Here is a 20345-nt window from a genome sequence, read left to right as displayed (position 1 = left end):
ATCGGCCCCCCGCTGGCAACCTGATTGCTACCGGATAACTAAAATCATAAAAAAATTCCTCTTTGACGGGCCGATAGCAATATTGGCCTTTTTTTTATCTCTTTTTCAGCAGATCGGGCAGATTGCCCTCGCCATAAAGGTGCAGTGCGCCCACCGCCACCACGTACCTGCCTTGCGGCAAATCCCGTAACGTTTGTACCCAGCGCTGATTCCTTTGCAGCATCAGCACATCATTCAGCGCGCTGTTAAAGGTACTCGGCAGCGCGGTCTGTTTCTGGCCCGGCGGGCTTTCCAGCCACCAGCTAATCATGGTTTGCAGCAGGCGCGCGTTGGTATGCCAGTGGATCAGGGTATCCTGCAGCAGCGTCAGGCCGTTATCCGGTAAGGCTCTGAGCAGCGCCAGCTGCGTTTCCGGGCCTTCCAGTTCAATCACCGGCTTTTGTAAGGCGCGGGCCGCTTTCAGCAGCTGGAAGTCGATACCGTAATCCGCCCGCAGTCCCAGACGCTGGGCCTGCTGCGCCTGAAGCATCAGCGCAACCTGCCAGGCGGGCAGCGTGTCGATCGCTTCGGGGCTGATCGCCACTTCTTCACACAGGCGATGCAGCCGGGTCAGTTCCTCTGACGTCAGCCGTTCTGCCAGCGGTGGGCAGGTTTCGCTTTCACTAAAGGGGGACGCGCTGCCGGTGATATCCGCCTCAACGATCAGCGCATCCGCCCGCTCAAGCTGTGCCTGCAGGGTTGCTGGCAGCGGCATCATATTCTGGGTGCCCATATGAATACTGCCGACCAGATGCAGCTGACTGTGATCTGTGGTGACATCCTGTGCCGGGTAGGCGTAGCGCACTGGCGACAGTAATCGCCAGAGAGATGCCGCCTTATGCAATAGTTTTCCCATACTTTCCGCCTTGTCAGTTAGCCAGCCATGCTAACGCTTTAACTGGCTGAGTAACAGGTAAAAACGGCGGATCCGGCGTGCGATAAATCCGTTATTCCGCCGGTGGCTGGTAGCGGATCAGTCGGTTGGCGTTGCTGACCACGGTAATGGAAGACAGCGCCATCGCGGCACCCGCAACCACCGGGCTGAGCAGGGTGCCGGTCAACGGATAAAGCACGCCGGCGGCAATCGGGATACCGAGGGCGTTATAGACAAACGCGCCCAGTAAATTCTGCTTCATATTTCGCAAGGTGGCTTTTGCGATGGCCAGCGCATCGACTACCGCATTCAGATCGTGGCGCATCAGGGTGATGCCGGCCGTTTCAATCGCCACATCGCTGCCGCTGCCCATCGCAATGCCGACATCGGCCTGGGCCAGGGCGGGCGCATCGTTGATGCCATCCCCAATCATCGCCACAATCTGCCCCTGCTGTTGCAGCGCGCGAATCGCCTCAGCTTTGCCTTCCGGCAACACCCCGGCGATCACCCGGTCCATACCGGCTTCTCTGGCGATGGCCTGGGCAGTAATTTCGTTATCGCCGGTCAGCATCACCAGCTGATAACCACGTTCACGCAGGCGTTTCAGCGCCGATACGCTCTCTTTGCGCAGCGGATCGCGCACTGAGAATAACGCGACAATTTTGCCATCGGCGGCCAGCAGCACGGGCGTTATGCCTTTGGCGGCCTGCCGATCGATCCGATCGTTCAGGCTTACGCTGTCGATCTGCTGCTGATCCATCAGCGCGCGGTTGCCCAGCCACAGTTCAACGCCGCTGACCTTACCGCTGACGCCTTTACCGGCAAGGGTGCGGAATTGCTCAACGGTCGGCAGCGTTTGCCCGCCGGCTTTTTCTTGCAACGCGCGGGCCAGCGGATGGGAAGAACCCTGTTCCAGCGCGGCGGCCCAGCCGATCGCCTGCTGCTCATTGGCACCATTAAACAGCATGATGTCGACCACGCGCGGTGTCCCTTCGGTCAGGGTGCCGGTTTTATCAAACACCAGAGTGGAAAGGGTGCTGGCGCGTTGCAGTGCATCGGCATCCCGCACCAGCACACCAAATTCGGCAGCACGCCCAACGCCGGCAATGATCGACATCGGCGTGGCCAGACCCAGCGCACAGGGGCAGGCGATAATCAGCACGGTGGTGGCAATCACCAGCGTGTACACCACCTGCGGGGCCGGGCCAACAACGTACCAGATGGCGGCGCTGATCAGGGCGATAGCCACCACCGCCGGGACAAAGACCGCCGAAATGCGGTCAGCCAGCTTACCGATCTCCGGCTTGCTGCTTTGTGCCTGGCGCACGCTGTGAATAATTCTTGCGAGGGTGGTGTTTTTGCCGACGGCGCTGGCGGTGAACAGCACGCTGCCATCCTGCATCAGCGTGCCCGCGTGGATCTCGTCGCCAGCCACCTTCTGCTGCGGCATCGCTTCGCCGGTCAGCATCGCTTCATCCAGCCAGGCTTCACCCTGGCTGAGCGTGCCGTCAACCGGGACGCGATCGCCGGTGGTCAGACGCAGCGTCATGCCTGGCTGAACGTCACTGAGTGGCAGCACGCGTTCACCGTCTGCCGTCACCACGCGCGCGGTGGGCGGCGTCAGATCGAGCAATTTCTCCAGCGCTTTTGAGGAGCGCTGCCGGGCGCGTTGCTCCAGCATATGGCCGAGGTTGATCAGGCCGATAATCATCGCGCTGGCTTCGTAATAAAGATGGCGCGCCTGAGGCGGGAAAAAGTCCGGCCACAGGTTCACAGAAATGGAGTAAAGCCAGGCGGCTGCGGTTCCCAACGCGACCAGCGTATCCATGGTGGCGGTGCCTTTTAGCAGGCTGCGCCAGGCGCTGCGATAGAAATGACCGCCGGCCAGCACCATTACCAGCAAGGTGGTGAGGCCAACGGCCAGCCAGCCATTGCGGTTGCTGTCGGTCAGCATCATATTGTCGCCGACCATTCCCCACAGCATCAGCGGAATGCCCAGCGTCAGGGCAAGCGCGGCCTGCCAGCGGAAACGGCGAACGGCCTGGCGGGCAGTCTGCTGCTGTTTTTCCCGCCGTTCGACGTCATCTTCAATAATTTCTGCCGTATAACCGGCATTTTTCACCGCATCGATCAGCGACTCAGCGGCGGCATCGCCCATCACCAGCGCACTGCGCTCGGCAAGGTTGACCCGCGCCTGGCTGACGCCGCTCACCTGTTGCAGCGCGTTCTGCACCCGACTGACGCAGCTGGCACAGCTCATGCCATCAATCAGCAGGTGAAAACTCGCTGCAGGTGCAGCTGATGCCGTCAGCGGCTCAGCGTGGGCGAGCGGGGCCGCTTCAGCTGAAGAGGCCTGTGGCGCCGGAAGCTGGTGGGAGTCCGCTGTCAGCGCTTCCGGCTGGGTGTCTGATGCTGTCAGCGGTTCAGCCTTTGGGAAGCTGTCGTCCTGCGCCAGGCTGGCGTGATAGCCGGCCTGTTCAACGGTGGCGATCAGTTCGCTGGCGTCAGCGCTGCCGCTGATACGCGCTTCAGCGATCGACACGTCGGCCTGTTCAACGTCGGCACGTTGCTCCAGCGCCTCTTTCACTCGTTTTACGCAGTGGCCGCAGGTTAAGCCATCCAGCGCCAATAACGTGGTCTGTGACATGGTGTAAGCTCCTGGTTATCCGGTTTGACCCCAATGGGGTTTTACAGTAGTAATGAAGGTTAAACCTTCCATCAAGGGGAAGGTCAAGGAGAGAAGATGAATATCAGCGATGTGGCGAAAAAAACCGGGCTGACCAGCAAAGCGATTCGATTTTACGAAGAGAAAGGTCTGGTTACCGCGCCCTTGCGCAGCGAAAACGGCTACCGCAGCTACACGGCGAAACATTTGGAAGAACTGACCCTACTGCGCCAGGCCCGGCAGGTGGGTTTCAATCTGGAAGAGTGCGGCGAGATGGTGACGCTGTTCAATAATCCGCAGCGGCACAGCGCGGATGTGAAGGCCAGAACGCTGGTCAAAGTGGCGGAAATTGAGTCGCATATTGAGGAACTGACCAGGATGCGTGAACGCTTGCTGGCGCTGGCGGCAAGCTGCCCTGGCGACGACAGTGCCGATTGCCCGATCATTAACGATCTTGCCGGTTGCTGCCCCAGCAAAAAGGCCGGCTGATCGTCCGCCAGAGTCTCAGCTTAAACGCAGCAGGTAGGGCGGCAGTTCAGGCACCGGTAACACAGAGAGCACCTTGAGCTTCTGTAATGTGCGGATCTGCGAACGTTCCAGATGCTCCCGCAGCCCCATCGCCGCCAAATCCCAGCTTCCCTTCAGCAGCATCTCATACACCAGACGGTGTTCTTTGACGATGGCGTCATCGATCGGGATCGCCAGCATCTCATAAAAAATCCGCGTGACGATCAACGGTGACTGGCTCTGCCGCAGGATCTCCATCATCGTGCGGTTGCCGGCAGGCTCCAGGCAGAACAGATGCAGATCGTCCTCGACCAGTTCCAGCTCGGCGGAGCTGACCCGTTTGCCTTCAACCTGATCCAGCCGTTGCAGATTGTCGAGGATCTGTTGCTGCGGCAGATGCGGTGCGGCTTTACGCAGCGCGGCGGATTCCAGGCTGGCGCGGATCTCATAATGATCGGTGATCTCTCTGGCGGTTAACGGGCCTGCCAGCCACTGGGAATAGGGCTCTTTTTCCACCAGCCCTTTGTCGCGCAGGCGCATCAGGCTTTCGCGGATGCTGTTGCGGCTGACGTTATAGAACTCGGCAGCCTGGGCTTCATTCAGCTGGTAGTGGCCGAAAACCATGCAGGTGGAGAGCGCTTCCTGCAAACTTTGCAGCAGTTTTTCGCCGGTGCTGCGGGTATCAACCAGTTCCCGCTGCTGATCCAGTCCCAGCACGCTGCGCGTCAGGGCGATACGCAGGGGTTCAACCTCTTCATTCTGCCGGGCAACGATAAAGCCACGGCCCTCAAAGCGGGTGATCAAGCCCTGATCGTGCAGCAAACTCAGTGCCTGGCGGACCGGCACGCGGCTGGTGCCAAACAGCTGGGCCAGCGGGCCTTCAACCAGTACCAGGCCATGGGGAACCTTGCGGGAAGCGATGGCATCTTCAAGTACCTGACGAATGGTTTCATAGCGCGCGGGCGCTCTGGCCTCCACCTTCAAACTGTCACTGTCGTTAACCATCCTTAATCCCACTCTCCCGCTGAACAGACCGCCATTATGCCATATCCCCTCAGTTTCAGGGGAGCGAAGCCGTGCGCATCGCCATGGTGCAGGCTGCACAATAATGGATCGTTTAGCACACCAGTCATTATTCACCGGCTGCCTCGCCGAGACGCCTTAACGGCTTACCGTGCGCCTGATACGCGATTAATCCAACTATTTTATAATATTAATCAATTGCTTAATTTTACCTTTCCGCGATTTGCGAGGCGCATCACCAAAACCTGGCATCCTCTTTGCTACTTTAAAAATGTACATTTGTTTTTAATATCCATTTTATAGGCGACAAAGTGAGCGGCTTCAGGCCTGGCTTGTGAGTCGACCCGATGAGGAGAGTGAAAGATGGCCAAAGAAATCCTGTGTGCGTTTGGTGTCGATGTGGATGCCGTTGCCGGCTGGTTGGGATCGTACGGCGGTGAAGATTCTCCCGACGATATCTCACGCGGCATGTTCGCCGGTGAAGTGGGCGCGCCGCGTCTGCTGAAGATGTTTGCCGAACATCAGTTAAAAACCACGTGGTTTATTCCCGGCCACTCAATCGAAACCTTCCCGGAGCAGATGCAGGCCGTGGCTGACGCGGGCCATGAAATTGGTATTCACGGCTACAGCCATGAAAACCCGATCGCCATGACCCCGGCGCAGGAAGAAGCCATTCTCGATCGCAGCATCGAGCTGGTCAGCAAACTGGCCGGCAAGCGCCCGACCGGCTATGTCGCGCCATGGTGGGAATTCAGCAACGTCACCAACGAGCTGCTGCTGAAGAAAGGCATCAAGTATGACCACAGCCTGATGCATAACGACTTCCATCCCTACTACGTTCGCGTCGGTGACAGCTGGACCAAGATTGATTACAGCAAGCATCCTGACAGCTGGATGAAACCGCTGGAGCGCGGCGTGGAAACTGATTTGGTGGAGATCCCGGCCAACTGGTACCTCGACGATCTGCCGCCGATGATGTTTATCAAAAAATCCCCTAACAGCCATGGCTTCGTTAACCCGCGCCATCTGGAAGAGATGTGGCGTGACCAGTTTGACTGGGTCTACCGCGAAAACGACTTCGCGGTGTTCACCATGACCATTCACCCGGACGTGTCAGGTCGCCCACAGGTGCTGCTGATGCTCGAGCGCCTGATCAAATACATTCAAAGCCATGAAGGCGTGCGTTTTGTCACCTTCGACGAAATCGCTGATGACCACCTGAAGCGCAATCCGCGCAAGGGTTAAGCCCATTACCTTTTGATGAGTGAGCGCACTATGAGCCTGTTTAAACGTCCCTCTGTTAACGGCTGGCTTCCACAGCAGCTGAGCATCAAAGATGTGAAGTTTGCTACCTGGATTGCCTTTTTCGCCTGGGTGTTCGCGGTCTATGACTTCATTTTATTCGGCACCTTGCTGCCGGCGATTGGCGGCCACTTCGGCTGGAGTGAAGTGGAGCAGGCTGAAATTGCCACCTGGGTGGCGGTTGGCGGCGCAGTGATTGCGCTGGCGATTGGTCCGCTGGTGGATCGACTGGGACGTCGAATGGGCATCGTGATTACCGTCGGTGGCGCCGCGCTCTGTTCGCTGCTGACCGCCATCGGCGGGGCGTGGGCTCACCGCCATTCGTTCAGTGGCTGGCCTTGGTTATGCCGAGCAGACGGTTAACGCCACCTATCTGTCCGAGCTGTATGCGGCGATTGACGATCCGAAACTGAACAAGCGTAAAGGCTTTATCTACAGCCTGGTGCAGGGCGGCTGGCCGGTCGGCGCGCTGGTGGCGTCGGCGCTCACCGCAATTTTAATGCCGGTTATCGGCTGGCAGGGCAGCTTTATCTTTGCGGCCGTTCCGTCTCTGGTGATTGCGGTGATGGCGTTAAAACTGAAAGAGACACCGCAGTTCCAGGTTCATCAGCATATCAAACAGCTGCGGGCCGCCGGCAATGAAACCGATGCGCGTCAGGTGGCGCAGGACTATGACATGCCGTACGAAGAGCAGCAGAAGTCCGGCCTCGCGGCGGCGTTTCGCGGCACGTCCTTGCGGGCAACGCTGGTGTTAGGCGGCGCGGTGTTGCTGAACTGGTTCGCGATACAGATCTTCAGCGTGCTGGGCACCACGGTGATCACCAAAACGCATGCTGTGTCCTTCGATAACTCGCTGCTGATCCTGATTATGTCCAATCTGGTGGGTTACTGCGGCTATCTGGCGCACGGCTGGTTAGGCGATCGGTTTGGTCGTCGCAACACCATCGCCGTAGGCTGGATGTTGGGCGGCGTGGCCTTCGCCGGCATGCTGTTCTGCCCGGATAACTTTGCCATCATCGTGGCGCTGTACAGCGTTGGCCTGTTCTTCCTGATTGGCCCTTACGCTGCCGCGCTGTTCTTTATCAGTGAAAGCTTCCCCACCGCTATTCGCGCCACCGCAGGTGCGCTGATTGGTGCGATGGGGCCGGTTGGCGCCATTATCGCTGGCGTCGGCACCACCTCAATCCTCAGCAACGGCGGCCACTGGCAAGAAGCGGCCTTATGGTTTGGCGCGCTGCCGTGCTTTATCTCAGGAATGATCATTTTACTGGCACGCCACGTTCCGGAAAAAGCGGCTGCAGCGCAGAACGCATCGCATAACGGCACTATTCAGATTCAGGAGTGAACTGTGACTACAACGCAAACAACCCCGGTAGCGCTGATCAGCGGCGCAGCGAGTGGCATCGGGCTGGCACTGGCAAAAAACTATGCCCAGCGTGGCGTGAAGGTGGTGGGCGGGTTTTATCCCGCCGATCCACACGACCCGAAACGCGCCGCCGCAGAAGTGGAGGCGCTGGGAGGCGACGCGCTTTGGCTGCCGCTGGATGTGGCGGAAACGGAATCGGTTAATGCGTTTGTCGCCGCAGCCATCGCCCATTTTGGCCGCATTGATTATGTCGTTGCCAACGCGGGCGTGCTGCGCCGCGCGCCGATTGCAGAGATGAGCGACGATCGCTGGAATGAGATGCTGAATGTCGATTTGACCGGCGTGATGCGTTGCTTCCGCGCGACGGCGCCGCACCTTGGTGAGGGTGCCAGTCTGGTGGCGGTGTCCTCCATCGCCGGCGGCGTCTATGGCTGGCAGGATCATGCCCATTACGCGGCGGCTAAAGCCGGCATTCCCGGCATTTGTCGCTCGATGGCTGTGGAACTTGCGCCAAAAGGCGTGCGCTGTAACGCGGTGATCCCAGGACTTATTGAAACACCGCAGTCGCTGGATAAAGAGAACTCGCTGGGGCCAGAAGGGCTGGCAAAAGCCTCACGGGTGATCCCGTTAGGGCGTCCCGGCCGCGCTGATGAGGTGGCTAACCTGATCAGTTTTCTGACCAGCGATGCCAGTAGCTATCTCACCGGACAAAGCCTGATTATTGACGGCGGTCTGACGGTTCGCTGGCCAGAATGAAGGAGGCAATGATGCAACTGGAACAGAAAAGAGCGGTCATCACCGGTGCTGCCAGCGGAATTGGCCTGGCCATCGCCAGCCTGTTCGCCCGCGAGGGCGCCCGACTGGTGCTGACCGATCGTCATGCGGATAACCTGCAAAACGCGGTTGCGGCCTGCCGTGAACGGGGAGCTGACTGCATCGGCGTGGTGGCGGACGTCGGCCAGGTGGCGGGCGCGCAGTCGGGGGTTGATGCCTGTGTCGAACAGTTCGGCGGCATCGATATTTTGGTCAACAACGCCGGGATGCTCAGCCAGGCGCGCTGCACTGATATCAGCCTCGCGATGTGGGACGAGATGATGGCGGTCGATCTTCGCAGCGTATTTCTCGCTTCACAACGCGCGCTGCCATGGATGCTGGCGCAGAAATGGGGTCGCATTATCAACGTGGCGTCACAGCTCGGCATCAAGGGTGGAGCAGAGCTTTGCCACTATGCTGCCGCCAAAGCGGGTGTGATTGGCTTTACCAAATCGCTGGCGCTGGAAGTTTCCGCGCAGAATGTGCTGGTGAATGCCATTGCGCCAGGCCCGATCGAAACGCCGCTGATTGAGGGTCTGAACAGCGAGTGGAAGAAAGCCAAAGCCGCCGAACTGCCTTTAGGCCGTTTTGGCCGGGCAGAGGAGATTGCACCGGTGGCGCTGCTGCTGGCAAGTGAACCCGGCGGCAACCTGTTTGTCGGGCAGACCCTTGGGCCGAACTCCGGCGACGTGATGCCCTGAAACAAGGAGCGCAACATGTGTGGCGTATGTGGTTTATTGGATAGCGGTCCGCAGTGGAGCGATCCGCTGCAAAATACCTTGCCCCGCCGACAGCTGCGGCTGCAGCAAATGGCGATGTTAAACCATGCGCTGGCCCCTTTCCGCCTGAAGCTGACGGATTTTCACACTAGCTGGGTGCTGGCCAGCCCGACCGGGCAGCAGGTGATAGTTAACAGCCTGGAGCAAATCTGGCAGGAAGCGGAAGCGCTGTTAAAGCGTCCGCTGGATCCGCTGGATGATGACTGGCTGGATGCACTGGAACAGACGAGGTAGCAGATGCAGGATGGGCAGAAGATCCCGGTTCACGTGCTGAGTGGCTTCCTGGGCAGCGGTAAAACCACGCTGCTCAAAAGCTGGCTGGGCGGACAGGCGCTGGCAGACGTTGCGCTGCTGGTTAACGAGTTTGGTGAGGTGGGCATCGATCATCTGCTGTTGGGCGAAGTTGCGCCGGATACGGTGTTACTGCCCAGCGGATGCGTCTGCTGCCAGGTGCGGGGAGAACTGAAGCAGGCGCTGCTGGATCTGAGCGAACGGCGTGAGCGCGGACAGCTGCCGCCGTTTAAAAAGGTGATCCTTGAAACCACCGGTCTGGCCGATCCCTCGCCAATCCTCTCTACCTTGCTGCACGATCGTCAGCTGCAGTATCACTTTGCGCAGGGCGTGCTGGTGACGCTGGTCGATGCTGAGCACGGCTGGCAGCAGGCAAAAAACCAGCCGGAATGGCTGGCGCAGGTTACCGCGGCAGATAAGCTGGCGGTGAGTAAAGGCGATCGGGTAAGCACGGCGCAACGGCATCAGCTGGAAGCCTATCTTCAGCAGCTCAACCCGCTGGCCGAAATTGCTGAAACCACCACCTTTCTGCATCAGGCTGATACTTTGTTCGAAGCCGCTATCAGTGAGGGCAGCGCTCAGCAGCGTTTTCGCTGGCTGGGCAATCTGGCGGCGGAAAAGATCGGCGTTATCAGCAGCGATCCGGCCCCGGCAACGGCCGCTCTCAAGGCCGACGGTACCGCTGTCGCCCACCTCGGTAGCCATCATCCGCAAACGGAAACCTGTGTGATTACCCTGACCGAGAAGTTTAACTGGGCGGCCTTTGCGGTCTGGCTGTCGATGCTATTACACTGTCATGGCAGTGCGATACTGCGGATGAAAGGCATCTTACGGGTTCAGGAGAGCGACACGCCGGTGGTGATCCATGGCGTTCAGCACAGTCTGCATCCGCCGGTTCATCTGACAGACTGGCCGGGCGAGCTGGAAAGCTCCCAGCTGGTATTTATTCTCCGGGGCCTTAGCGCCTCGCGGTTGCAGAGCGCCTTCCTGCGTTTTCAGCAGCCCTTTTTAATCGGTGATAAGTAATGAACTCCGCGGCCGTGGCGACCAATCAAATCACTCTGCGCGTACTGGGGACGTCGGTAACGCTGCTGGAGCGCCTTCGCCTGCGCGCCGAACAGGATTTAGGCATCAAAATTGTCTACCTGTTACGCAGCGTGGAAGATGCTCAGCGCATCGCGGTAATGGAGCCTGAAAGCTACGATCTTTACGATCAGTGGTTCCACAATATCGATTTTGTCTGGCCAGCCCGCGCCATTCAGCCGCTGGAAATCAGCCGACTGAAATACTGGGATGAGATCAACGCGCTGCCGAAGCAGGGCACCTTGATCCCCGGCGGCAAGCTGGGCGACGGCAGCGTCCCGGTCAACCGTCTGTACGTGCAGCACGATGGCAGCCTTGGCGGCCAGCCGACTGAGCTGATCAGCATGCTGCCGTTGACGCACAATGCCGACAGTTTTGCGTACCATGCCGACCGCCTACCCGCCGCGTTAAGCCGCGAAGAGGAGAGCTGGGGCTGGTTACTCCATCCGGCGTTTTCGGGCCAGGCCGCATTGCAGGATGATGCGGCCATGGGCGCGCTGGATGCGGTGCTGGCCGTGCAGGGCGCCGGGCTGGGCGAATTCAGCAACGTCGGCAATCTGACGCTGGAAGAGATTGATAGCCTGACCGGCGTGCTGGCGGGATTGCAGCGCCAGGGACATTTCGCCGCCTTCTGGTCTACTCAGGATGAGGCCTGTGCGCTGATTGAGAATCAGCAGGTCGGCGTGCAAAGCCTGTGGGCTCCGACCTATTTCCGGCACCATTTCCGTCAGAGCGGCTACAAGCTGGCGACGCCAAAAGAAGGTTACCGCGCCTGGTACGGCGGCATGTCTCTGTCGCGTTGCGCGACGGGGAAAATCAAGGATGCGGCCTACGCCTACCTTAACTGGTGGCAGTCGGGCTGGCCTGGCGCCATTATGGCCCGTCAGGGCTATTACATCTCCAATCCGCAACGTACGCGCGAGCATTTGTCGGAAGCGGAATGGGATTTCTGGTATGGCGGAAAACCGGCCAGTGACGTGTTGCCTGATGCCTCAGGCCAACCGCTGATCGCCAAAGGCGAAGTTCGCGATGGCGGCAGCTACGAACAGCGGATGAGCCATATTGGCGTCTGGAACTCAGTGATGGATGAACATAACTATCTGGTCAGACGCTGGCAGGACTTCCTGCGCGCCTGATGATTTTCAGCGTGACCCCTTCCACGGCAACCACCGTGACCGGGGTGCCCGCCGGGAAGTTTTCAGCCGCCTGCACACGCCAGCCGCTATCGCCAATGCGCACATGGCCAAAGCCATCGACCAGCGTTTCGTCCAGCGTCAGTTCGCGGCCAATCAGCTGAATGCCGCGCTGATTAAGCGAAGAGGGCGGCTGCTGGCGATCTTTGCCTTTCAGCCAGCGATACCACCACAGCGCCGAAAGCACCGTTAACAGCGCAAAGCTGACGCCCTGCCATTCCCATGGCAGCGGCACCAGCCACACCAGCAGGCTGACCAGCAGGGCTGCGACACCGCTCCACAGCAGGTAGCCGCTGGCACCGAGCATTTCCGCCGCCAGCAGCACGCCACCGACCGACAGCCACAGCCACCAGGGGTTCGCTAACAGCTCGGTGATCATTTCACACCCCGTTCCTTTTTGCTCTCGCCCATCAACTCGGCAATCCCCGCAATGGAACCCATCAGGCTGCTGGCTTCCAGCGGCATCATCACGATTTTGCTGCTGTTGGACGAACCAATTTTTTGCAACGCATCGGTGTACTTCTGCGCAACGAAGTAGTTGATGGCCTGAATGTCGCCGGCGGCAATCGCTTCAGAAACCATTTTGGTGGCAATCGCTTCCGCTTCCGCGCTACGTTCGCGGGCTTCAGCCTGCAGGAAGGCCGACTGGCGTTCACCTTCGGCTTTCAGAATCTGTGATTGCTTCTCACCTTCAGCCCGCAGGATCGCGGCCTGACGCACCCCTTCGGCTTCAAGAATACCGGCGCGCTTGGTACGTTCGGCTTTCATCTGCGCATTCATTGAGGCGATCAGTTCAACCGGCGGCCGCACGTCACGGATTTCAATACGGGTGATTTTAACGCCCCACGGATTGGTCGCTTCATCGACGATGCGCAGCAGGCGGGTATTGATGTTATCGCGCTGCGACAGCATCTCATCCAGATCCATTGACCCCAGTACCGTTCGCATATTGGTCATGGTCAGATTGACGATCGCCAGTTCAAGATTACGCACTTCATAGGCAGCACGCGGCGCATCCACCACCTGGGTAAAACAGACCGCATCAATGGTGACGCTGGCGTTATCTTTAGAGATGATTTCCTGCGAGGGGATATCCAGCACCTGTTCCATCATGCTGATCTTGCGACCGACACGATCCATAAACGGCACCAGAAGATTCAGGCCAGGCTGCAGGGTTTTGGTATAGCGGCCAAAGCGTTCCACCGTCCACTGATAGCCCTGCGGGACAATTTTAATGCCTGACCAGACAATAATGAGGGCCAGAACAATAATGACAGGAATGACTATAAGCATATAACCTCCGGATTGTTGTTACCTGGGCCGACTCATTCGGCCCAACCCCGTCATCATTCAGCCTGCCTGTGCAGCAGGCGGAACGGTTCCGGGAGGATCAGTACAGCAAAGAGTAGAGCTGTCTGCGGTATTTCGCCGCCAGTGCATCGCCCGTTCCCAGCGCGGCCAGGATCTCTTGCAGCATTTTGCGCGCCTGACCATTGGCCGCGCCCAAATCTTTCTTCAGATGGGTAAACAGCAGCTCAAGCGCCTCTTCATTTCGTCCCACCTGATGCAGTTGCAGCGCCAGTTTGGTCGCCAGCTCAGCATTTTCAGGTTCCGCTTCCAGCTGTTGTTGCAGCTGTTGGATCTCCGGCGTATCGGCCGCCTGCTTCAACAGGTCGATCTGCGCCATCAATCCCTGATAACGGGTATCTTTGTCCTGCAACGGCACGACGCTCAGCACCTGCTCAGCTTCTTCGCTGCGGTTTAAGGCAATCAGCGCTTCTGCCAGCAGGAAGCCCATTTCACTGTTCTGGTTACTCAGCTGCCAGGCGTCTTTCAGCAGCGGCAGGGCATCCAGCACTTTGCCTTCATCCATTAACTGCATGCCTTCCTGCGCCTTCAGTTCTTCCGGCTTTGGCAGCACTTTATCCAACAGCGCGCGGATCGCTTCTTCCGGCTGCGGTCCCTGGAAGCCATCAACCGGCTGGCCATTCTGGAACAGATAAACGGTCGGAATAGAGCGCAGACCAAACTGTTGCGCGACTGCCGGTTCGGCGTCGCAATCCAGCTCGGCGAGGATGAACTGACCGGCATACTCCTGCGCAAGGCGCTCCAGCACCGGTGACAGTTCCTGGCAATGCTGGCTGCGGGCAGACCAGAAGTAAAACAGTACCGGCACCTGCATCGACTGCTCTAGCGTCTGTTGCAGGTTGGTTTCGTTAATCGTAACAATTGCAGCTTGTGGTGACATGAATTTGTCTCTTTATCCGGGTTTCTTACTTTATTGGGGCGCAGCGCGGTGCTTCAAGGCTTATCGTCGCGATCCGGCTATTTCCCGCGCAAAATGCGATCCAGCATCCAGCCGGGCAGTAAACGGCGCAACAGGCTCATGCCATGGGCGACAACCGTCACCGGGTAGCGCAGGCGCGGATGCTTACTCTCTAAAGCATGGCGCAACTTCGGCAAAATTGCTTCGGGTGGCAGTGTGAAACGGGCAGCAATCCCAGGGTTCCTCACCGGTTTGTCTGACTGCCCCTGGCTGACATTATCGGTAAAGCGGGTTTTAATCGGACCCGGTTCAATCAGACTGACGCGAATGCCGCTGCCGTGCAGCTCCATCCGCAGCGCATCGGACCAGGCTTCCAGCGCATATTTACTGGCGGCATAGGTGCCGCGACCGGGTGTGGAAATCAGCCCTAAAACCGAACTGGTATTCACAATCCGGGCCTGGCCACTGGCGCGCAATGCCGGCAAAAGTAGGGTGGTCAGCTGGTGGGTGCCGAACAGATTGGTGGCGAACTGCTGTTCCATCTGCTGACGGGAAATCGACTCCAGCGGGCCATACACGCCGTAGCCGCCGTTATTAAACAGGCCGAACACGCGCCCTTCGCTGAGGGTGAGGATTTCTGCGGCGGCGCGCTCAACGCTCTCGCTGTCGTTCAAATCGAGCTGAATGCCGGTAAAGCCCAGTTCATTCATCCGCGCCACGTCTGCCGGCTTACGACAGGCCGCATAAATGTGATAGCCACGACGCAGTAAATCGTTGGCGGCGACCAGGCCAATTCCGCTGGAACAGCCGGTTATTACTATGATTTTTTGCATAACTTTACCTGTGAGCCGTCTGCAAACCCCGTTACTCATGCTTAACTAATGGAGCCAGTTCTTTGGCCATCAGCCCGGCAATAAACGGCTGAGCATCGGGATTGGGGTGGATCCCATCCTGTTGCATCCATTCTGGTTTCAGGTACACCTGTTCCATAAAGAAAGGCACCAGCGGGATGGCATTTTCTTTTGCCAGCTTCGGGTAAATGTCACTGAACGACGCGGTGTAGCGGCGGCCGTAATTGGCCGGCAGACGGATTTGCATCAGCAACGGCTGTGCGTTTGCCGCTTTTACCTGAGCAATAATTTTACTCAAGTCCTGCTCAATGTTTTGCGGTGGGAAGCCCCGTAAACCGTCGTTTCCTCCCAGTTCTATCAGCACCCAACGCGGTTGATGCTGCTTCAGCAGCGAGGGCAGGCGCGCAAGCCCCTGAGTGGCAGTGTCGCCGCTTATGCTACCGTTAATGATAGTGGGCGATTTCTGCCATTTATCATTGAGTAACGCGGGCCATGCCGTGGTGGCGGACATCTGGTAACCGGCGCTTAAACTATCGCCCAGCACTAACAGCGTATCTGCCGCCGTCGCGCGCAGCGACATCAGGGCCAATAATAACAGGAAAGGGTAATGCCAGCGGAAAACATTCTTGAAGTTCATCGTCTTAGTAAGTCCGTCGGTCAGGGTGAGCATCAGCTTTCCATCCTTACCGGAGTTGAGCTGGTTGTCAAACCGGCTGAGACCATCGCGTTGATTGGCGAGTCGGGTTCCGGTAAGTCGACTCTGCTGGGTATTCTGGCTGGTCTGGATGACGGTTCCGAAGGTGAAGTCTTTCTGCTGGGCTCGCCGCTGCACAAAATGGATGAGGAGCAACGCGCTGAACTGCGGGCCAAAAGCGTCGGTTTTGTTTTCCAGTCGTTCATGTTGGTGCCGACGCTAAACGCGTTAGAAAACGTGCAGCTACCGGCGTTGCTGCGCGGCGAGAGCGATCGTCAAAGTCGCGAACAGGCGCAGGCGTTACTGGCTCAGCTTGGGCTGGCAGAGCGCCTGACGCATCTGCCTTCGCAGCTGTCCGGTGGCGAGCAGCAACGCGTGGCGCTGGCACGCGCCTTTAACGGCAAACCGGCGCTGCTGTTTGCCGATGAGCCCACCGGCAACCTGGATCGTAAAACCGGCGATCGCATTGCCGACCTGCTGTTTTCGCTTAACCGCGACCTTGCCACCACGTTGATTCTGGTCACCCACGATGAACAGCTCGCCGCCCGCTGCGACCGACGCTTACGGGTGCGCGACGGTAAGCTGTGGGAGGAAGCATGATCTGGCGGTGGTTCTGGCGTGAATGGAAATCGCCATCGTTGCTGATTGTCTGGCTGGCCCTGACGCTGGCCGTGGCCTGCGTGCTGGCTCTGGGGTCACTCAGCGATCGCATGGAAAAAGGCCTGACCCAACAAACCCGCGATTTTATGGCCGGCGACCGGACGCTGCAAAGCTCGCGGGAAGTGCCGCAAGCCTGGCTGGACGAAGCGAAGAAAGAAGGATTACAGGTCGGACGCCAGTTGACGTTCATGACCATGACCTTTGCCGCCGATACGCCGCAGCTGGCGTCGGTTAAAGCGGTCGACGATCTCTATCCGATGTTTGGCACGCTGGCAACGGAACCTGCGGGGCTGAAACCTGCGGCCGGCACCGTGCTTGCCGCGCCGCGTCTGCTGGCGTTGCTCAACCTGAAATCTGGCGCAAATCTGGATGTCGGCGATACCACGTTACGCGTGGCGGGTGAGGTGGTTCAGGAGCCCGATGCGGGCTTTAACCCGTTCCAGACTGCGCCACGGCTGCTGATGAATCTGGCTGACGTCGGCAAAACCGGGGCGATCCAGCCGGGGAGCCGCGTGACCTGGCGTTATAAGTTTGCAGGCAACCCTGAGCAGCTCAGCCGTTACGACAGCTATATCAGCGCGCAGATCAAACCCGATCAGCGCTGGATCAGCGTAGAGAATTCGGAAGATGCGCTGGGCAAGTCGATGGTGCGTGCCCAGCAGTTCCTGCTGCTGTCGGCATTGCTGACGCTGATGCTGGCGATTGCCGCCGTGGCTGTGGCCATGAGTCATTACTGCAAGAGCCGTTACGATCTGGTCGCGGTGCTGAAAACCCTCGGTGCCAATCGTGCCGCGTTAAGAAAGCTGATTGTCGGCCAATGGCAGGCGGTGCTGCTGCTGGCCGCGGTGTGCGGTGGGGCGATCGGTATGGGCTTTGAAGTACTGCTGCTGCGGATGTTGAAGCCGGTGCTGCCGGGTGAACTGCCCGCCGCCAGCGCCTGGCCGTGGCTGTGGGCCATCGGTTCGCTGTTTATCATCTCGCTGCTGGTGGGCCTTCGTCCTTATCGCCTGCTGCTGGCGACTCAGCCGTTGCGCGTACTGCGTCGTGATGTCGTGGCCGATGTCTGGCCGCTGAAGTTCTATTTGCCGGCCATGGCGTTGGTGGTGATTGCGCTGCTGGCGTTGCTGGTGGGCGGCAGCAAATTACTGTGGGCGCTGGTCGGCGGCATTATCCTGTTGTCTGCACTGCTGGGGGCGATTGGCTGGGGTGGATTAATGCTGCTCCGCCGTCTTAGCGTGCGTAATCTGGCGTTCAGGCTGGCGATCAACCGGCTGTTACGTCAGCCCTGGACCACGCTCAGCCAGCTGGCGGCTTTCTCGCTGTCCTTTATGCTGCTGGCGTTGCTGCTGGTGATGCGCGGGGATTTGCTGGACCGCTGGCAGCAACAGCTTCCGCCGGGCAGCCCAAACTATTTCCTGCTTAATCTCACCCAGGATCAGGTGCCTCAGGTAAAAACCTTCCTGGAGAAGAATCACGTTGAGCCGCAAACCTTCTATCCGGTTGCCCGCGTCCGGCTGACTGGCATCAACCAGAAGCCCGCCGATCCGGCGCTGGACAACGCCTTAAACCGCGAGCTGAACCTGACCTGGCAGGAACAGCTGCCGGATCATAATCCGCTGACGGCAGGAAGCTGGCCGCCGAAAAAAGGCGAGGTGTCGATGGAAGAGGCGCTGGCCGGACGACTGGGCGTGAAGCTCGGCGATACGCTGACCTTTACCGGCGATACGCAGGAGTTCTCGGCCAAAATCACCAGCCTGCGCAAAGTTGACTGGGAGAGCCTGAAGCCAAACTTCTTCTTTATCTTCCCGCCTGGCGCACTGGACGATCAGCCGCAAACCTGGCTGACCAGCTTCCGTCTGGAAGGCAACAATGCCTTGCTGGCTCAACTCAACCGGGAATTCCCCACCCTGAGCCTGCTGGATATCGGCAGCATCCTGCGCCAGATTAGCCAGGTTCTGGCACAGGTCAGCCAGGCGCTGGAAATCATGGTGATTCTGGTAACCGCCTGCGGCATATTGCTGCTGCTGGCGCAGGTTCAGGTTGGCATGCGCCAGCGCAGACAGGAGTTAGTGGTCTACCGCACGTTGGGTGCCAGTAAGAAACTGCTGCGCGGGACGCTGTGGAGTGAGTTTGCGTTGTTAGGTGGCGTTTCCGGTCTGGCTGCCGCCATGGGTGCCGAAGCCGCCTTATGGGGACTGCAGCGCAAGGTGTTCGACTTCCCGTGGGAGCCAGACTTTGTGCTGTGGATCGCGCTGCCGCTGACCGGCGCGGTGCTGCTGTCAGTGTGCGGCGGCTGGCTGGGCGTGCGGTTGCTGAAAGGCAAAGCGTTGTTCAGAAGCTATAACGCAGACTAAAAAAACAGGCCGGATCGCTCCGGCCTGCTTCATTTCTTCCCCCGCCATCCTTATCCTTTTTCGCCTCGCGACTCACATCCTCCTCGGATAGTGCTTTGTGACAGGTTAATATTGCAGGTATTATTAGCGCAAAATTTAGCTAAGGATGGAGTAAGTATGCTGCACCTGCTTGATGTGAAATATAATTTCCTGTCTGAATTAAAATCTCAGGAGCTGTTTTCTCTTCGTAAAAAAGTCTTCAAAGATCGTCTTAACTGGATGGTCAATACTGAAAATAATATGGAGTCGGATCAATACGACAATCCGCGCACCACCTATATTTTCGGCATTTATAAAGAGTCCTGTATTTGCAGCCTGCGCTTTATCGAAATTAAATACCCGAATATGATTACCGGTACCTTTAAATCCTGGTTTAAAAATATTGATCTGCCGCAGGGTAATTATGTCGAAGCCAGCCGGTTATTTATCGATAAGGATCAGGTTCAGGCGAAAGAGCTTAAGCAGCAGCCGGTCAGCGCGTTACTTTTTCTCTCGATGATCAATTATGCCCGGCATTATGGTTACGAAGGGATTTACGCCATTGTCAGCCATCCGATGTACCTGATATTTAAAAAGTCAGGCTGGAAGGTGTCGGTGGTGGAACAGGCAATGTCAGAGAAGCAGGAGAATATCTATCTGATTTTTATGCCTGTCGATGCCGGGAACCAGTCAACGCTGATGGCGCTGGTGAAAGCGAAGGTTCCCGCATTACGCTGCGAACTGGATAGCTGGCCGCTGTCATTCCCCGTCAGGAAGCACCGGACGGATTAGGTTCAGCTCTATCCCCAGACGGATGGCGTGTTTGGCATTGGTTACGCCCAGCTTCTTCACCGCATTGCCGATATGGTATTTCACCGTGGTGAGTTTGATCCCAAGGATCAGGGCGATTTCCTGGTAGGATTTGCCGACGCTGGCCCAGTAAATGATCTCGTTTTCGCGGCTGGTGAACAGTTCGCGGGTGTTCATCTCTTCGAAATCGGCTTTTCTGGACTGCTCCTGATAGAGCTGTGTCAGCTTTTCATGCGTGGTGATCAATAACATCTGCAATTTATCTTTGTTAAGCTGGATCAGCTCTTCAATATTATCGTCGCAGTGTTTATCCAGCATAATCGACAACACCACCAGATTATTATTATGATCATGCAGCACAAAGGTATAACCGTTAATAATGTCGTGGTTTCTTGCCATATCAAACAGCTTGGGTACCTTGACGCCTTTATTCAGCATCAGGTTTTCATCCCAGGAGAAAGGCGTCATACGGTAAAGAGCGGTAATCAACACCGGATCGATAAACTGGAAATTGTTCTCGATATAAACCTTAAACCACTCCTGCCGGTTAGAGATAATGGAGAAATCCGCCGGATTCCTTTTACTCATAATGGCATAGGCGTATTTAATGTTATTGAACTGGACCAGCTTCCTTTCCAGATACTCTTTGACTGACGTATTAATAGCCTGATTATCAAAAAATAATTTAGCCATGTCATTATCTCCCTGGGAAAATATTTCTTCCATAGTTAATACAGAATTTTATCATAACTCCAAA

At 57.7% G+C, this 20345-nt stretch carries 19 protein-coding genes and 1 pseudogene; 11 read left to right on the top strand and 9 right to left on the bottom strand.

From position 1 onward, the window contains the following. Nucleotides 1-94: 94 nt before the first annotated feature. Together ACXKZG_RS16965 and copA are read right to left on the bottom strand one after the other, a co-directional pair. A complete protein-coding gene (locus ACXKZG_RS16965) occupies nucleotides 95-895 on the bottom strand; it encodes a TraB/GumN family protein (RefSeq protein ID WP_488875185.1) in 801 nt (266 codons plus the stop codon). A 91-nt stretch (nucleotides 896-986) separates the two neighbouring features. Beyond that, nucleotides 987-3560, bottom strand: a complete 2574-nt coding sequence (copA, locus tag ACXKZG_RS16960) for a copper-exporting P-type ATPase CopA (protein WP_488875184.1) — start codon at nucleotides 3558-3560, stop codon at nucleotides 987-989. Nucleotides 3561-3656: 96 nt separating this feature from the next. On the opposite strand from copA, the gene cueR reads away from it, so the two are divergent. Next, entirely contained in the window at nucleotides 3657-4067 is a 411-nt protein-coding gene (cueR, locus tag ACXKZG_RS16955) for a Cu(I)-responsive transcriptional regulator (RefSeq protein WP_134823614.1), read from the top strand. Between the two features lie 15 nt (nucleotides 4068-4082). Here the strand turns inward: cueR and ACXKZG_RS16950 are convergent, their stop codons facing one another. Further along, the gene (locus ACXKZG_RS16950) at nucleotides 4083-5090 is read right to left on the bottom strand and encodes a GntR family transcriptional regulator (RefSeq protein ID WP_013201093.1); all 1008 of its coding nucleotides are present in this window, start codon (nucleotides 5088-5090) and stop codon (nucleotides 4083-4085) included. A gap of 381 nt (nucleotides 5091-5471) precedes the next feature. On the opposite strand from ACXKZG_RS16950, the gene ACXKZG_RS16945 reads away from it, so the two are divergent. From ACXKZG_RS16945 to ACXKZG_RS16915, 7 genes and pseudogenes are all read left to right on the top strand, one after another. Next, nucleotides 5472-6353 carry a polysaccharide deacetylase family protein gene (locus ACXKZG_RS16945; protein WP_013201094.1) on the top strand — a complete coding sequence of 294 codons (882 nt, stop codon included), beginning with the start codon at nucleotides 5472-5474 and terminating at the stop codon, nucleotides 6351-6353. Nucleotides 6354-6383: 30 nt separating this feature from the next. Then, nucleotides 6384-7755: pseudogene (locus ACXKZG_RS16940) on the top strand (MFS transporter). Nucleotides 7756-7758: 3 nt separating this feature from the next. Next, a complete protein-coding gene (locus tag ACXKZG_RS16935) occupies nucleotides 7759-8532 on the top strand; it encodes an SDR family NAD(P)-dependent oxidoreductase (protein ID WP_013201096.1) in 774 nt (257 codons plus the stop codon). A gap of 11 nt (nucleotides 8533-8543) precedes the next feature. Beyond that, a complete protein-coding gene (locus ACXKZG_RS16930; RefSeq protein ID WP_318526434.1) occupies nucleotides 8544-9290 on the top strand; it encodes an SDR family NAD(P)-dependent oxidoreductase in 747 nt (248 codons plus the stop codon). A gap of 15 nt (nucleotides 9291-9305) precedes the next feature. Next, entirely contained in the window at nucleotides 9306-9602 is a 297-nt protein-coding gene (locus tag ACXKZG_RS16925; protein ID WP_013201098.1) for a hypothetical protein, read from the top strand. Nucleotides 9603-9605: 3 nt separating this feature from the next. Further along, the gene (locus ACXKZG_RS16920; RefSeq protein ID WP_488875183.1) at nucleotides 9606-10685 is read left to right on the top strand and encodes a CobW family GTP-binding protein; all 1080 of its coding nucleotides are present in this window, start codon (nucleotides 9606-9608) and stop codon (nucleotides 10683-10685) included. After that, nucleotides 10685-11878 (top strand): ABC transporter substrate-binding protein, encoded by a 1194-nt coding sequence (locus tag ACXKZG_RS16915; protein WP_013201100.1) that lies wholly within the window; start codon nucleotides 10685-10687, stop codon nucleotides 11876-11878. The genes ACXKZG_RS16920 and ACXKZG_RS16915 overlap by 1 nt, the downstream gene beginning before the upstream one ends. On the opposite strand, the gene ACXKZG_RS16910 is transcribed toward ACXKZG_RS16915, so the two are convergent. The 5 genes from ACXKZG_RS16910 to tesA form a co-directional block, all read right to left on the bottom strand. Beyond that, the gene (locus tag ACXKZG_RS16910) at nucleotides 11847-12314 is read right to left on the bottom strand and encodes an NfeD family protein (RefSeq protein WP_105759596.1); all 468 of its coding nucleotides are present in this window, start codon (nucleotides 12312-12314) and stop codon (nucleotides 11847-11849) included. The two genes, ACXKZG_RS16915 and ACXKZG_RS16910, sit on opposite strands and share 32 nt — an antisense overlap. Beyond that, nucleotides 12311-13228 carry an SPFH domain-containing protein gene (locus ACXKZG_RS16905; RefSeq protein ID WP_488875182.1) on the bottom strand — a complete coding sequence of 306 codons (918 nt, stop codon included), beginning with the start codon at nucleotides 13226-13228 and terminating at the stop codon, nucleotides 12311-12313. Before ACXKZG_RS16905 ends, ACXKZG_RS16910 begins: the two co-directional genes overlap by 4 nt. Nucleotides 13229-13325: 97 nt before the next feature. Continuing rightward, entirely contained in the window at nucleotides 13326-14183 is an 858-nt protein-coding gene (locus ACXKZG_RS16900; RefSeq protein WP_488875181.1) for a co-chaperone YbbN, read from the bottom strand. A 77-nt stretch (nucleotides 14184-14260) separates the two neighbouring features. Continuing rightward, a complete protein-coding gene (locus ACXKZG_RS16895) occupies nucleotides 14261-15034 on the bottom strand; it encodes an SDR family oxidoreductase (protein WP_134823621.1) in 774 nt (257 codons plus the stop codon). 31 nt (nucleotides 15035-15065) lie between these two features. Beyond that, nucleotides 15066-15689: a multifunctional acyl-CoA thioesterase I/protease I/lysophospholipase L1 gene (gene tesA, locus ACXKZG_RS16890; protein WP_488875180.1), complete on the bottom strand. Its 624-nt coding sequence runs from the start codon at nucleotides 15687-15689 to the stop codon at nucleotides 15066-15068. Between tesA and ybbA the strand changes: the two genes are divergently transcribed. From ybbA to ACXKZG_RS16875, 3 genes are all read left to right on the top strand, one after another. Then, nucleotides 15660-16346: a putative ABC transporter ATP-binding protein YbbA gene (gene ybbA / locus ACXKZG_RS16885; RefSeq protein WP_053141917.1), complete on the top strand. Its 687-nt coding sequence runs from the start codon at nucleotides 15660-15662 to the stop codon at nucleotides 16344-16346. The genes tesA and ybbA overlap by 30 nt on opposite strands. Next, the gene (gene ybbP, locus ACXKZG_RS16880) at nucleotides 16343-18760 is read left to right on the top strand and encodes a putative ABC transporter permease subunit YbbP (protein ID WP_488875179.1); all 2418 of its coding nucleotides are present in this window, start codon (nucleotides 16343-16345) and stop codon (nucleotides 18758-18760) included. Before ybbA ends, ybbP begins: the two co-directional genes overlap by 4 nt. A 156-nt stretch (nucleotides 18761-18916) precedes the next feature. Next, nucleotides 18917-19570, top strand: coding sequence for an acyl-homoserine-lactone synthase (locus ACXKZG_RS16875; RefSeq protein WP_151038045.1), 654 nt, complete (start codon nucleotides 18917-18919; stop codon nucleotides 19568-19570). Here the strand turns inward: ACXKZG_RS16875 and ACXKZG_RS16870 are convergent. Next, a complete protein-coding gene (locus ACXKZG_RS16870) occupies nucleotides 19538-20281 on the bottom strand; it encodes a helix-turn-helix transcriptional regulator (RefSeq protein WP_013201148.1) in 744 nt (247 codons plus the stop codon). The genes ACXKZG_RS16875 and ACXKZG_RS16870 overlap by 33 nt on opposite strands. Nucleotides 20282-20345: the final 64 nt, after the last annotated feature.

The sequence above is a fragment of the Erwinia sp. 2186 genome, assembly GCF_057812255.1.
Note: the sequence above shows the minus strand (reverse complement) of the source record. Positions and strands in the feature narration are given on the sequence as shown.

Bases quoted from the DNA above. Each gene is read 5' to 3' on its own strand.
- ACXKZG_RS16950 (WP_013201093.1), bottom strand. From the start codon at position 5,090: ATGGTTAACGACAGTGACAGTTTGAAGGTGGAGGCCAGAGCGCCCGCG.
- ACXKZG_RS16945 (WP_013201094.1), top strand. From the start codon at position 5,472: ATGGCCAAAGAAATCCTGTGTGCGTTTGGTGTCGATGTGGATGCCGTT.
- ACXKZG_RS16930 (WP_318526434.1), top strand. From the start codon at position 8,544: ATGCAACTGGAACAGAAAAGAGCGGTCATCACCGGTGCTGCCAGCGGA.
- ACXKZG_RS16875 (WP_151038045.1), top strand. From the start codon at position 18,917: ATGCTGCACCTGCTTGATGTGAAATATAATTTCCTGTCTGAATTAAAA.
- ACXKZG_RS16900 (WP_488875181.1), bottom strand. From the start codon at position 14,183: ATGTCACCACAAGCTGCAATTGTTACGATTAACGAAACCAACCTGCAA.
- ACXKZG_RS16915 (WP_013201100.1), top strand. From the start codon at position 10,685: ATGAACTCCGCGGCCGTGGCGACCAATCAAATCACTCTGCGCGTACTG.
- ACXKZG_RS16870 (WP_013201148.1), bottom strand. From the start codon at position 20,281: ATGGCTAAATTATTTTTTGATAATCAGGCTATTAATACGTCAGTCAAA.
- ybbA (WP_053141917.1), top strand. From the start codon at position 15,660: ATGCCAGCGGAAAACATTCTTGAAGTTCATCGTCTTAGTAAGTCCGTC.
- copA (WP_488875184.1), bottom strand. From the start codon at position 3,560: ATGTCACAGACCACGTTATTGGCGCTGGATGGCTTAACCTGCGGCCAC.
- ACXKZG_RS16925 (WP_013201098.1), top strand. From the start codon at position 9,306: ATGTGTGGCGTATGTGGTTTATTGGATAGCGGTCCGCAGTGGAGCGAT.
- ACXKZG_RS16895 (WP_134823621.1), bottom strand. From the start codon at position 15,034: ATGCAAAAAATCATAGTAATAACCGGCTGTTCCAGCGGAATTGGCCTG.
- cueR (WP_134823614.1), top strand. From the start codon at position 3,657: ATGAATATCAGCGATGTGGCGAAAAAAACCGGGCTGACCAGCAAAGCG.
- ACXKZG_RS16905 (WP_488875182.1), bottom strand. From the start codon at position 13,228: ATGCTTATAGTCATTCCTGTCATTATTGTTCTGGCCCTCATTATTGTC.
- tesA (WP_488875180.1), bottom strand. From the start codon at position 15,689: ATGAACTTCAAGAATGTTTTCCGCTGGCATTACCCTTTCCTGTTATTA.
- ACXKZG_RS16965 (WP_488875185.1), bottom strand. From the start codon at position 895: ATGGGAAAACTATTGCATAAGGCGGCATCTCTCTGGCGATTACTGTCG.
- ACXKZG_RS16920 (WP_488875183.1), top strand. From the start codon at position 9,606: ATGCAGGATGGGCAGAAGATCCCGGTTCACGTGCTGAGTGGCTTCCTG.
- ybbP (WP_488875179.1), top strand. From the start codon at position 16,343: ATGATCTGGCGGTGGTTCTGGCGTGAATGGAAATCGCCATCGTTGCTG.
- ACXKZG_RS16910 (WP_105759596.1), bottom strand. From the start codon at position 12,314: ATGATCACCGAGCTGTTAGCGAACCCCTGGTGGCTGTGGCTGTCGGTC.